An 11,692-nucleotide genomic window follows, 5' to 3' on the forward strand; every position below is an offset into this window, starting at 1 on the left:
GACTAAACCCTTAATGGGTTTAGTTTAGTTGATGAAGGATTTTAAGCAAACTCCATCTACATTTAATTCATAAGCTTTTTTCAGGTTATTTTTTAAAGTATCAAGCAAAAATAAAATTTTAGAATCAAACATATAAAACTCGGCCATCTTTGATGCAATTTTTGCCAAATTTTCATCTTTTATTAAAATGTATTTTGCACCCAATGCATTAGAAAGTAAAATTTCTTCTTCGTTTTTAACAAAAATACCAAAATCTACTTTTTCATCTTTTGCATTTTTAATAACCGATTCATCATATTCAAAACAATTCACATTGGTTTTAATAAAAATATTTTCATAATGACTAAATTTTTGCATATTTATCAAAGGATGTCCAAAAATTAACATAGCTTTTCCTTTACTTTTAAAAGACAATAATTTCTAAAACCGCGGTTGAAAATTTTATAATCTTTCATTCCTTGTAGTTCATCATAAACCTCGCTACCTTTATAAAGCAAAAATGAAGTTTTTTCATCATAAAATTCATTTGAAATTTCAATCAAAGGTTTTATATCCATCAAAGCCCTTGATGTGATCAAATCTACTTTGAAAGGTGGATGATTTTGTAATTTTTCTTTTATGATATTTATATTTATCAAATTAAGCTCAGTTTTAATCACTCTTAAAAAAGAAGCCTTTTTAATACTAGGTTCAAATAGAAAAAAATTACTATTTTCCAAAATACATGCTAAAAATATTGCAGGAAAACCAGCCCCACTTCCAACATCAACAACCTTTTTTTTATCAATCAAATCACAATAGTCTAAAATTTTTATACTATCGATAATATTGTCGTCTATGTTTTCAAGATGAGTTAGATTATGCACAGCATTAAATTTTTTTAACAACTCTTTATAAAGCGTGATTCTTTGGTAAAAATCATCTTTATTTGCAAAATCTTTTAAAAAATTTAATTGCTCTTCATAAATTTTCAATTTAAATGCCCCATTTGCGTATGTTTAATTTCCAAATAATCTTTATTAAAACGATTTGCTTCAATTAAAATAGGAATTCTTAAATTTACTTTCCCTTTTAAAGAGCTAAGTTTTTCAGGATTATTAGTCAAAAGATTAATCTTAGTAATCTGATAATGTTTAAGCATAAAATCTACTATTTCATAACTACGCTCATCTGCTTTAAATCCTAATTGATGATTTGCCTCTATAGTATTAAAACCCTTATCTTGCAAGGCATAAGCATTAATTTTATTAAAAAGTCCTATACCTCTTCCTTCCTGTCTTAGATAAATCACCATACCACCATGCTCTTGGATATATTTTAATGAAAAGTCAAGTTGCTCACCGCAATCACATTTTAAACTTCCTAAAACATCGCCTGTTAAACATTCTGAATGGATTCTAATATTAACTTCTTTTTCTAATTTTCCTTTAAAAATACAAAGATGTTCTTTGTCATTTTCTTTAAAACTTTGTATATTAAATTCTCCAAAACGAGTGGGAAGTTTTGCTATTTCAGAAATTTGAATAGTCATTATTTTCTTCACCTTTTTACAAAAAATATGCTAGAATTTAAGCAATTTTAACAAACAAAAAGGAAATTTATGTTTAAACGCTTTAGAAGATTAAGACTAAATGAGAATATTAGAAGTCTAGTAAAAGAAAATACTTTAAATTTAGATGATTTAATCTACCCCCTTTTTGTTGTAAATGGTACTAATATTAAAAATGAAATCGCATCTATGCCAGGTGTGTTTCAAATGAGCTTAGATGAAATTTTAAAAGAATGCGAAGAACTAATTAGTCTTGGTATTAAAGCTATTATTTTATTTGGTGTGCTAGAAAGTTCTAAAAAAGATAGCTGTGGAAGTGATGCATTGAGCGATGATGGTTTGATTGCTACAAGTCTAAGAGCTATTAAGGCAAAATTTCCTAATTTAGTAGTGATTACCGATCTTTGTTTTTGTGAGTATACTGATCATGGTCATTGTGGTATTATTGATCCAAAAAGCAAAAGTGTGGATAATGATTTAACTTTAGAAATTTCAGCCAAACAAGCTCTAATTCATGCCAAAAACGGTGCTGATATGATAGCACCAAGCGGTATGATGGATGGCATTATTGAAACTTTAAGAAAAACTTTAGATGAAAATGGTTTTGAGAATTTACCTATTATGGCTTATTCTACTAAATTTGCCTCAGCTTATTATGGACCTTTTAGAGATGTGGCTGATTCTGCGCCAAGCTATGGGGATAGAAAAACCTATCAAATGGATTTTGCTAATGGTAAAGAAGCCTTATGCGAGAGCTTAGAAGATGAAAAACAAGGTGCTGATATTTTGATGGTTAAACCAGCACTTGCGTATTTAGATGTAGTTAAAGATATAGCAAATCATTCCAAACTTCCACTTTGTGTGTATAATGTAAGTGGTGAATATGCTTTATTAAAAGCAGGTCAAAAAGCAGGCGTGATTGATTATGAAAAAATAGTACTTGAAACTATGCTTGCATTTAAAAGAGCAGGAGCTAAGCTTATCATAACTTATCATGCAAAAGAAATTGCAAAATTATTAAATAAGGAGTAAGATTGGATAGTCTAAGTAAAAAAAGTTCTCAAGATATCATTAATGAATTATCAAATTATTTGGGTATAGAAAAACACAATCAAACCATATTTCATCTAACTCATATAAACGAAAAAGAAAAAAAATTAAGCTTAAAAAATGGCCATGAATTAGCACCTGAACCATGGTTTATAGTAGATGAAAATGGCGAAGTTAAAACTATGTTTTCTGTAAAAACCCTAATTGAGTTTTTACAAAATGCCAAAGAGGTGCAAAAAGATAATTTTGAACTCAAATTAGAAAAGGCTATTTATCAACAAATTCCTATTGATTTTAACGATGTTTGGACGGTTGCTATGGATGAGATTAAACATCAAGTTGCCAAAGGCGTAAAAGAAGTAAATATTGATTTAGATCAACTAATTAGCAATATTCATACCAAACATCCTAATTTGTTTATTAACATGAAAGAAATGATGCAAAAGGTAAAACCAAATGAAAGATTATAAAAGCTTTGTTAAATACTCCAAAGCAGGCCCAAGATATACATCTTATCCTACTGCAGTGGAGTTTAACACTCAGTTTAAATATGAAGATTATATACAAATTTTAAAAGATCAAAAAGCACAATTGTCTTTGTATTTTCATTTGCCTTTTTGTAGAAGCGCTTGCTATTTTTGTGGTTGTAATGTAATATATACTGCTAAAGAAGAAAGCAAAGAAAGATATTTAAATTATCTTTTTAAAGAACTTGATCTTTTAGCAAATATCATCAACACCCAAAGAGAAGTAGCTCAAATGCATTTTGGTGGTGGTACACCTACATTCTTTTGCGCCAAACAATTACAAAGTTTGATTTTAAAAATTAAAAGCATTTTTCCAAATTTTACCCAAGATAGTGAAGTAAGCTGTGAGATTGATCCTAGATTTTTAAATGAAGAACAAGCTGATGTTTTGATTCAAAATGGTTTTAACCGTATTAGTTTTGGCGTGCAAGATTTTGATGAAAAAGTTCAAAAGGAAATTCATAGAATTCAACCTTTTGAATTAACCAAAAATGCAGTAGATATGGTAAGAAAAAAGGGAATTAACTCAGTAAATATGGACTTAATCTATGGTCTTCCTTATCAAAGCCTAGAAAGTTTTAAGCAAACTTTAGAAAAAGCATTACTAATCAATCCTGATCGTTTTGCTATTTTTAACTATGCACATGTGCCTTGGCTTAAAAAAAATATGAGAAAATTTGATGAAAGCACATTACCAAGCCCTGATGTAAAACTTCAGATTTTAGAATACTGTGAAAAATTTTTAACTCAAAATGGTTATAAAATGATAGGAATGGATCATTTTGCAAAACCACAAGATGAACTTTTTAAAGCTTTAGAAAATGGTAGCTTGCATAGAAATTTCCAAGGCTATACTACAAAAGGTGGAACTGATTTAATTGGCATTGGCTTAACAAGTATAGGCGAAGGACAAAGACATTATATGCAAAATTTCAAAGACATGCCAAGTTATGAAAAAGCTATTGATGAGGGTAGATTACCTTGTGAAAAAGGTATTATGCTTGATGATGATGATGAATTAAGAAAAGCTGTTATTATGGAACTTATGAGTAATTTTGCACTTAATATAAAAAATATAGAAAATAAATTTAAGATTGATTTTTTTGAATATTTTAAACAAGATTTAAAAGAACTTGAAGAACTTGGCGAATTTGTCACTATAGATAAAAACCATATCAAGGTTAATGAAACAGGAGTACTTTTAATACGTAATATTGCTATGTGTTTTGATAAATATTTAAAACGCATTAGCGAAGACAAAAAAGTATTTTCTAAAACGGTTTAATATGCTAAATGTTAATGAAATTTCTAATGCTTGCGTAAAATGTGGCAAATGCATACCAGTTTGTACTATACACGAGATAAACCGCGATGAGAGCACTTCTCCTCGTGGTTTTTTGGATTTAATTAGTGCTTATAAAAATCAAGAACTAGAACTTGATAAAAATCTTAAAAAAACTTTCGAATCATGTTTTTTATGCACAAATTGCGTTGAAGTTTGTCCAAGTCATTTAAGAGTAGATAGTGCTATTGAAAAAGCACGCTTTGATATAGCTCAAAAATTTGGCATAGCATGGTATAAAAAGCTTGCTTTCTTTTTTTTAAGACACAGAAAGATTTTAGATATCTTAGCAAGATTAGGCTATGTTTTTCAAAGTTGTGCTTTTAGCTTGCAACATAAAAATTTAGGAATGAAAGCTAAATTTAGCCTACCTTTAATCAAAAAAGACCGCTTATTACCTTCTTTAGCTAAGAAAAGTTTTTTAGCCTCTAATCCTGATTTTATAAACAACCAAGGTGAAAAAACCATAGGACTTTTTATAGGTTGTTTGTCTAATTATTCTTACACTAATACAGGTTTTGCCTTGCTTGAAATTTGTAAGCATCTTAAAATTAATGTAGATTTATTAAAAGATCAATCTTGTTGTGGTGCTCCTCATTATTTTACCGGAGATTTTAACAGCGTAGAAAAATTAGCTAAAAAAAATATCATTTATTTTGAGGAAAAATTAAAAACACTAGATTATATCATTATCCCAGAAGCGACCTGCTCTGCGATGATTAATATAGACTATGAACATTTTTTCCATATGCAAAATGATAAAGAATGGGCAATAAGAGCTAAAAATATTTCCAGTAAAATACTACTTGCAACAAAATATTTTTATGAATACACTAATTTAGAAGAACTTTTAAAAACAAAGAAAAAAATAAATACAAAAATCGCATATCATGATCCTTGCCATGCAAGAAAAATGCAAGGAGTTTTTAAAGAACCAAGAGCTTTACTAAAGCAAAATTATGCTTTTAAAGAACTTATCAAGTCAAATGAGTGCTGTGGTTTTGGTGGAGTTAGCATGCAAACTGATCATTATGAAAAAGCTTTGCAAGTTGGCATAAAAAAAGCTCAAAACATACAAAAAAGTAATGTAGAAATCATTAGTGCAGAGTGCTCAGCTTGTAGAATGCAAATTTCAAATGCATTAGAGCATGAAAAAATTTCCACAAGATTTTTACACCCATTAGAACTTATAGCTAAAACACTTCAAGATTGAAAACTAATCTTGATGTTTAATATCTTCAATGTTTGATCTATTTTTTTCTATTAAAATTCTATTTTGTTCTATGTTTTCACTATTTTTCTTGCATTCATTTTTTAAAATCTCTATATTTTTATGCAAAATCTTTATTTTTCTTTCATAACGATTAATCAGCAAAAACACTATAAATAAAAATAAAATTAAAATAGCCCAATTTAAAAATGCCATATTTATCCTTTCTTTAGATATATTAGTACTTTTTATCTTAAATTACAATTCTTTTTAAATTTGGAGAAAGTTTTACTAAAATTTCATAATTAATAGTATTAAAAAAGTTGGCCATAACATTTGCATCATTCATAACACAAATTACCTCACTATCATTCTCGCAAGAAAAGCTATCCATAGACATTTTTCCAAGTATTTTTTTACCATTAGGAAGAAAAAAATCTTTTTTACCATCATAACGCAAAAGCCCATCAGCATAACCTAAATCATAAGTTGCTATTTCGATATCTTCTTTTGCACTATACATTCCACCATAACCAACACTTTGACCTTTTTTTAACACTCTTTGGCTTAATTTTTCAGCCCATAAACTCAAAACCCTACGCAAGTCTTTACTAAAATGCGCATAACCAAATTGTACAAGCCCTACTCTACAATACTCATCATCTTCTAAAATATTTGCTCTAAATAAAGCTTCAGAATTATGAGAATGAAATACTAAGTTCTTAGCCTCTTCTTGTAATAAATCATAAATTAACTTTTTAGCGTGTTGAAATTTTTGTTTTTGCACAAAATAACTCGCATCTACTTCATCACTTCCTGCAAAATGCATCATCACTCCATGAAGTATCAAATTATTACTTTTTAACCCTTGCATCACTTCTTGAATTTCTTCAAGCAAAATTCCATTTCTATGCATGTTTGTATCTATGACTAAATGAATTTTTGTATTTTTTTTAAGCTTTTTTATGTCATTTTTTGCATTTAATGCATAAATAAATTTTTCACTTTCATTACCATGTGGATGATGAGATAAAATTAAGATATTATCAAAAATATTTTCAAGCTCTTTTGCTTCGTCTTCATTTTTTACGGCTATAAAATTTATACCTTTTGCTCTAGCTATAGGAGCTAAAAGTTTAGCTCCATGACCATAAGCATTATCTTTAAAAACACAAATTACTTTTTCATAACCTCCAGCCTTAGAGGCTATTAGGTTAAGATTATACTCATAAGCTAAGCGATCGATTTTTATATAAGCCATTATTGTTCAGCTAAAATTTGCATTTTATCTTCAACTAGCTTAACATAAAGAACTTTTTCTCCTTTGAATTTATAATTAGTACTACGATAATCTTCATAAAATCCTATTCTAAAAATCTTCTCATTTTTTTCATTTGGATAAGGACTTATGCTAAGATCTGAAAATTTAATAGTTTTTTCTTCTTTTTTAGCAAAAATTCTTTGTTTGTTTTTTGCAAACTGCTCATATGAAAATTTATTTTTATGCTTGAATATTTTTTGATCATAAAAAGATAAGTATTTGTCAATGTCACTTTTTTGCCAACTGTCTTTCCAAGCAAATAAATTTGCTAACAAAATAGCAACTTCTTCATGGTTTGTTCTTACTTTATTTTTTTCCTCTGTCATTGCATATGATTTTCTATCAGCGACTAATTTATTAAAATCTTCTAGTAAATCATTTTGTACAGCAATACAACCTCTAGTTTTATAAGTATCTAAACGCGTTCCATCTAAAGGATATCCATGAATCCAAATTCCACCACCTGTTTTACCTAAAGTTTTATCTAAAACGTTTGGATAAGTTGTCGCAAAAGCAAATGGTCCATAATATGGGTCACCAGGATAAAATTTCTTTCCAAGCTCATAAAAACCTATAGGAGTTTTTAAATCCCCTTCTATTTCTTTATCTCCAGCCAAACCAGTTAAAACATCTTTTTGAATAAATTTCTTTTCTACTTTTCCATCATTATAATGATAAACTCTAATGATTTTGTCGCTTTTATTAGTCAATACAATAGCTACATTTTCTTCGTAGTAACCAAGGCTAACATTTTTATCTTTTATCTCATCAAGCCAAAAATCTTTCTTGCTTAATTCTTGCTCTAACACCTTTTCAACTGCATCAATACCTTGATTTAAATAAATTTTTGCAAGATCACTTGCATTTACAAATACAACCAGACTAAATAATACTAATATAGTTTTAAACAATTTATACCTTTCTATTAAAATTTAAAACAACAAAGAGATAATTATAATATTTTTACAATAAATATATTTTTAATTTTTTCCGTGTATAATGTTTATGATTGACTAAAAAATATAAAGGAATGATAATGAAAAAATTACTTAGTTTAGCTATATTAAGCACCTTTGCTATTGCAAATGAAATCACTATAAATGATCCTTATGTTAGACAAACTCCGCCAAATTCTAAAACAACAGCAATTTTTTTGGAACTTAAAAACAACTCTGATAAAGATATAAAACTAATAAAAGCTCAAAGCTCATTAAGTGATACAACTGAAATTCACGATCATATCATGGAAAATGGTAAAAAAATGATGGTGCAAATCCCTCAAATTACCATAAAAGCCAATTCAAGCGCTGAACTTAAGCCAGGTGGCATGCATATTATGATACTAAATCTTAAAGAAAATATCACACCTCAAACCAAAGCTAATTTAACACTTTATTTTGATGATAATAGCACAATTGAACTAAAAGATATTAAGTCAAGAAGTATTAAAAAATAATGAAAAATCTACTTATCTTTGCCCTAGCTATAATCTTTGCTATATGCGGGGCTTATTTTTATACTAATTCAACAAATTCTGGGAAAAAAAGAGAGTTAATCATCACTTTAACGCCTTTAGCATGCGATCTAAACACTCAAGAGTGTGAGTATAATTTTAAAGATAAAAAAATCTTGATAAATTTAAATCCAAAGCCTATAACTACACTAAATGAACTTGATTTAAATATCACTAATTTAGGTGAGTTTAAAAAACTAAACGCTAGAGTTTATGGGCTTAATATGTATATGGGAGATATTGTTCCACAATTTAAAAAAATCAACAACACTTATCATGCTAAATTAGTTTTAAGTTCTTGTACACTAGATGTGATGCGTTTTAGAATAGAACTTTTTGATGATGAAACTCCACTAGATTTTTATTTTGACTTTGATGTAAAAAGGTAAAGTATGAAAAAAATAAATATTTTTTTATTAATTATGGTAATTTTTGGGGTGTTTTTTATATCAGTGCAATATTTTGAAAATAACAAATACAATTTTCACTTAAATTCTGAAAAAGGCATGCTTAGTTTAAAAGATTTTATCGGTAAAAAATTGATTGTATATTTTGGTTATACATATTGTCCTGATGTTTGCCCTAGTGAACTTGCCTTAATTGCCAATGTTTTAGAAAAAATGCCAAATAAAGAAAAAGCTCATGTGGTGTTTATCTCACTAGATCCAGCAAGAGATAGCAATCTAACTCAAACTAGTCAATGGGTAAAATATTTTTATCCAAATTCTACCGCTTTAGTTGCTAAAGATGAAAAAGAATTAGAAAAAGTTACTAAAAATTATGGTGTGGTATATGAAAAAATCAATCTTAAAGATTCTGCTATGGGATATTCTATAGCGCATAGTGGTGAATTTTATCTGATCGATGAGAATGGAAAATTTATTAAAACCATAAAAGATATTAATTATGAAAGCTTTTTTAACGAAATTCAAAAATTCTTAAACGAATAAACTTTTACAATTTATTCGTTTCTTAAAGTATCTAAAATATCTACTTGAGTTGCTTTTTTGGCAGGATAATAAGAAGATAAACTTACAATCACAATAGCTCCAAAAAGTGTAATACAAAAATCAACTAAAGAAAGTTCTAAAGGCAATTTACTCATACCATAAACATCACTTGGCAAAGAAATAATATCAAAATTTCCAAGCACCCATAAAGCTATAGCTGCAAGAATCACACCTGCTATAATACCACTTCCACCTATTAAAAACCCTAAAGAAAAAAAGGTTTTTTTAATCTCTAGCTTACTAGCACCTAAGGAAAGCAATAAAGCTATTTCGCTGCGTCTATTCATCACTATCATCAATAAAGAGCTTACTATATTTAAACTTGCAACTAAAATAATCAACATTAATACTATAAACAAAGCCCTTTTTTCTAAAGCAAGAGCTGCAAAGAAATTCCCATTTTGTTCCCACCAACCGATGCTAGCATATCTTGCACCCAAAAAAGCACCAATTTGTTTAATATCTTCAAAGGGTTTATTTGAATACACATGCACTCCATCATAACTTCCTTGGGGATATGATAAAATTTTAGCTAAGGCTTTAGCATCTGTATACATATAAGCTTTATCATAGGCTAATAACCCTGAAGAAAAATCAGCCTTAACATCAAATCTTTTAACTTGCGGGATAAGCGAAAGACCACTAGCATTTAGATTGGAAAAAATTAGAGTTATTTTTTCATTATCATCTAGTCCAAATTCATCTTTTAAACCCTTACCAATTAAAATATCAAAATTATCTAATTTTTTATCTCCTAAAGCTTGAGCTACTACTTCATTGATCTTTTTTTCATCTTCAAAATTAACCCCAAAAAGCATACCACCTTCTAATTTTAAATCATTTCTTGTTATGACTTGAGTAGCAATATAAGGACTAAATAATAAATTTGGAAATTTGATTCTTAATTCTTGTAATAATTTATCATCCACACTTGCTCCAAAACGTGGCAATATAGTGATAGGATAATTCATCGTAAAAAGTTTTCTTTCAAATTCTTTATCAAAACCATTCATAATAGCCATTGCAACTAAAAGCACGCAAAGCCCTATACTCACACCTAAAAAGGCTAAAATTTTTGAAAGCATGATAAAGGGTTGATCTTTATCAAAACGCAAATATTTAAATAATAAATAACGTGGGATACTTTTTTGCATTTTATACTCTTAATATTTTTTTAAGTATTTTAACTTGATTTTTATAAAAGCTAGCTTTATATTTATTTAAGATAATATACAAAGGCACTATTATCATGAAATTCAACTATAAATCTTAAAGGTAAAATTCTTACATAAGTTTCACTTTGAGCGCTTGCTTGTTCACTTTTTACAAAATCTTTTACATCTATTTTTGCATTAAAAAAGCAATCAATTAAATCATTTTTGTGAGCATTTAAAAAATTAAATTTATCTAATTTTGTCATTTTATCTTCATCTATCATACCAAAATCATTGCGCACTAAAGACTTCAAGTCACTTGGTGTATAAACTAACTCACAAGCATATTCTAAATTCTTTTTTTTACTCTTAGTCATAGCCATAGAAATAGTTTCATTTTGATGAAAAAGGATTAAATTTTTATTAGAGAGTTCTGCCCAAAATATAAATTCATCTTGGGCAGTAGCATTAAAAATTATAAGGATTAATAAGCAAACAATTCTTTCCACTTGTCAGCATCGATTTTAAGTTCTACATTTACTCTATAAAGACCATCTTTAAAGTCTTGATCAACTACACTTGCATTTTTAATCAAACCATTTACTTGTGCTGTAATGGTTGAACTTTTAAGCATTGCATCTTTTACTGTATCTTTACCATTAACTCTTACACCATATAACTTACTAGCTAATTGTCTATAAGCATCAGTGATTGCTGCTCTTTTAGCTAAAGCCAAAGCTTGACCAACAGAAACTGTATTTAAAGGAGCAATACCCTCACCCACTGCTGTAAAAGTTAAATCATTATCTGTGCTTGTATCATTTGCAAGCATTTTTTCTTCTCTAATGATATTACGCACATCATCTTTGTCTACTTTTTGAACTACAACATCAGAACTTGCAGCTTGAGTAGCTTGAGCTTGAGTAGGTTTCGCACCTCTTTGATCTAGTGCACACGCACTAAAACCTAAAGCCAAACAAAACATAAAAATAACTTTTTTCATTTTTACACCTTCA

The 11,692-nt window shown here is 28.4% G+C and carries 16 protein-coding genes; 7 read left to right on the top strand and 9 right to left on the bottom strand.

The annotated features are described in order from the left end of the window. Positions 1-24: 24 nt before the first annotated feature. Genes L8X24_RS06860 through ribA form a run of 3 tightly spaced genes read right to left on the bottom strand, consistent with a single transcriptional unit; the run spans position 25 to position 1,531 of the window. Positions 25-387 carry a hypothetical protein gene (locus L8X24_RS06860; RefSeq protein ID WP_263664190.1) on the bottom strand — a complete coding sequence of 121 codons (363 nt, stop codon included), beginning with the start codon at positions 385-387 and terminating at the stop codon, positions 25-27. Then, positions 381-968: a 16S rRNA (guanine(527)-N(7))-methyltransferase RsmG gene (gene rsmG, locus L8X24_RS06865; protein WP_412175331.1), complete on the bottom strand. Its 588-nt coding sequence runs from the start codon at positions 966-968 to the stop codon at positions 381-383. The genes L8X24_RS06860 and rsmG overlap by 7 nt, the downstream gene beginning before the upstream one ends. Before the next feature lie 2 nt (positions 969-970). Next, complete coding sequence (gene ribA / locus L8X24_RS06870; RefSeq protein ID WP_263664192.1) at positions 971-1,531, bottom strand: GTP cyclohydrolase II; 561 nt, start codon at positions 1,529-1,531, stop codon at positions 971-973. A gap of 69 nt (positions 1,532-1,600) precedes the next feature. Between ribA and hemB the strand changes: the two genes are divergently transcribed. Genes hemB through L8X24_RS06890 form a run of 4 tightly spaced genes read left to right on the top strand, consistent with a single transcriptional unit; the run spans position 1,601 to position 5,681 of the window. Then, entirely contained in the window at positions 1,601-2,581 is a 981-nt protein-coding gene (hemB, locus tag L8X24_RS06875) for a porphobilinogen synthase (RefSeq protein ID WP_263664193.1), read from the top strand. 2 nt (positions 2,582-2,583) lie between these two features. Next, positions 2,584-3,069 (top strand): DUF2603 domain-containing protein, encoded by a 486-nt coding sequence (locus L8X24_RS06880; RefSeq protein WP_263664194.1) that lies wholly within the window; start codon positions 2,584-2,586, stop codon positions 3,067-3,069. After that, the gene (gene hemN / locus L8X24_RS06885) at positions 3,056-4,411 is read left to right on the top strand and encodes an oxygen-independent coproporphyrinogen III oxidase (RefSeq protein ID WP_263664195.1); all 1,356 of its coding nucleotides are present in this window, start codon (positions 3,056-3,058) and stop codon (positions 4,409-4,411) included. Before L8X24_RS06880 ends, hemN begins: the two co-directional genes overlap by 14 nt. Position 4,412: 1 nt before the next feature. Beyond that, entirely contained in the window at positions 4,413-5,681 is a 1,269-nt protein-coding gene (locus L8X24_RS06890; RefSeq protein ID WP_263664196.1) for a (Fe-S)-binding protein, read from the top strand. 3 nt (positions 5,682-5,684) lie between these two features. Here L8X24_RS06890 and L8X24_RS06895 read toward each other — a convergent pair whose 3' ends face one another. Genes L8X24_RS06895 through L8X24_RS06905 form a run of 3 tightly spaced genes read right to left on the bottom strand, consistent with a single transcriptional unit; the run spans position 5,685 to position 7,925 of the window. Beyond that, entirely contained in the window at positions 5,685-5,894 is a 210-nt protein-coding gene (locus tag L8X24_RS06895; protein WP_012661838.1) for a hypothetical protein, read from the bottom strand. Positions 5,895-5,931: 37 nt separating this feature from the next. Then, complete coding sequence (locus L8X24_RS06900) at positions 5,932-6,939, bottom strand: alanine racemase (protein WP_263664197.1); 1,008 nt, start codon at positions 6,937-6,939, stop codon at positions 5,932-5,934. Further along, positions 6,939-7,925, bottom strand: coding sequence for a L,D-transpeptidase family protein (locus L8X24_RS06905; RefSeq protein WP_412175032.1), 987 nt, complete (start codon positions 7,923-7,925; stop codon positions 6,939-6,941). Before L8X24_RS06905 ends, L8X24_RS06900 begins: the two co-directional genes overlap by 1 nt. Before the next feature lie 110 nt (positions 7,926-8,035). Between L8X24_RS06905 and L8X24_RS06910 the strand changes: the two genes are divergently transcribed. The 3 genes from L8X24_RS06910 to L8X24_RS06920 are packed head-to-tail and all read left to right on the top strand — an operon-like array spanning position 8,036 to position 9,462. Then, on the top strand, positions 8,036-8,455 hold the full coding sequence (locus tag L8X24_RS06910; protein WP_039668649.1) for a copper chaperone PCu(A)C: 420 nt from the start codon (positions 8,036-8,038) through the stop codon (positions 8,453-8,455). Then, on the top strand, positions 8,455-8,901 hold the full coding sequence (locus L8X24_RS06915; protein ID WP_263664199.1) for a hypothetical protein: 447 nt from the start codon (positions 8,455-8,457) through the stop codon (positions 8,899-8,901). Before L8X24_RS06910 ends, L8X24_RS06915 begins: the two co-directional genes overlap by 1 nt. 3 nt (positions 8,902-8,904) lie before the next feature. Then, positions 8,905-9,462 (top strand): SCO family protein, encoded by a 558-nt coding sequence (locus L8X24_RS06920; protein ID WP_263664200.1) that lies wholly within the window; start codon positions 8,905-8,907, stop codon positions 9,460-9,462. A gap of 11 nt (positions 9,463-9,473) precedes the next feature. Here L8X24_RS06920 and L8X24_RS06925 read toward each other — a convergent pair whose 3' ends face one another. The 3 genes from L8X24_RS06925 to L8X24_RS06935 all read right to left on the bottom strand — a co-directional run bounded on the left by L8X24_RS06925 (position 9,474) and on the right by L8X24_RS06935 (position 11,679). Next, positions 9,474-10,676: an ABC transporter permease gene (locus tag L8X24_RS06925; protein WP_263664201.1), complete on the bottom strand. Its 1,203-nt coding sequence runs from the start codon at positions 10,674-10,676 to the stop codon at positions 9,474-9,476. Between the two features lie 62 nt (positions 10,677-10,738). Beyond that, positions 10,739-11,185, bottom strand: a complete 447-nt coding sequence (locus tag L8X24_RS06930) for a hypothetical protein (RefSeq protein ID WP_263664202.1) — start codon at positions 11,183-11,185, stop codon at positions 10,739-10,741. Further along, positions 11,161-11,679 (bottom strand): LPP20 family lipoprotein, encoded by a 519-nt coding sequence (locus tag L8X24_RS06935; RefSeq protein ID WP_263664203.1) that lies wholly within the window; start codon positions 11,677-11,679, stop codon positions 11,161-11,163. The genes L8X24_RS06930 and L8X24_RS06935 overlap by 25 nt, the downstream gene beginning before the upstream one ends. Positions 11,680-11,692: the final 13 nt, after the last annotated feature.

Origin of the sequence: Campylobacter sp. CNRCH_2015_0814, from assembly GCF_025772765.1 — a bacterium.
Lineage (GTDB): Bacteria > Campylobacterota > Campylobacteria > Campylobacterales > Campylobacteraceae > Campylobacter_D.

Excerpts from the sequence above, each read along its gene's own strand:
- L8X24_RS06915 (WP_263664199.1), top strand. The coding sequence starts at position 8,455 with ATGAAAAATCTACTTATCTTTGCCCTAGCTATAATCTTTGCTATATGC.
- hemB (WP_263664193.1), top strand. The coding sequence starts at position 1,601 with ATGTTTAAACGCTTTAGAAGATTAAGACTAAATGAGAATATTAGAAGT.
- ribA (WP_263664192.1), bottom strand. The coding sequence starts at position 1,531 with ATGACTATTCAAATTTCTGAAATAGCAAAACTTCCCACTCGTTTTGGA.
- L8X24_RS06895 (WP_012661838.1), bottom strand. The coding sequence starts at position 5,894 with ATGGCATTTTTAAATTGGGCTATTTTAATTTTATTTTTATTTATAGTG.
- L8X24_RS06890 (WP_263664196.1), top strand. The coding sequence starts at position 4,413 with ATGCTAAATGTTAATGAAATTTCTAATGCTTGCGTAAAATGTGGCAAA.
- L8X24_RS06935 (WP_263664203.1), bottom strand. The coding sequence starts at position 11,679 with ATGAAAAAAGTTATTTTTATGTTTTGTTTGGCTTTAGGTTTTAGTGCG.
- L8X24_RS06860 (WP_263664190.1), bottom strand. The coding sequence starts at position 387 with ATGTTAATTTTTGGACATCCTTTGATAAATATGCAAAAATTTAGTCAT.
- L8X24_RS06920 (WP_263664200.1), top strand. The coding sequence starts at position 8,905 with ATGAAAAAAATAAATATTTTTTTATTAATTATGGTAATTTTTGGGGTG.
- L8X24_RS06900 (WP_263664197.1), bottom strand. The coding sequence starts at position 6,939 with ATGGCTTATATAAAAATCGATCGCTTAGCTTATGAGTATAATCTTAAC.
- hemN (WP_263664195.1), top strand. The coding sequence starts at position 3,056 with ATGAAAGATTATAAAAGCTTTGTTAAATACTCCAAAGCAGGCCCAAGA.
- L8X24_RS06925 (WP_263664201.1), bottom strand. The coding sequence starts at position 10,676 with ATGCAAAAAAGTATCCCACGTTATTTATTATTTAAATATTTGCGTTTT.
- L8X24_RS06910 (WP_039668649.1), top strand. The coding sequence starts at position 8,036 with ATGAAAAAATTACTTAGTTTAGCTATATTAAGCACCTTTGCTATTGCA.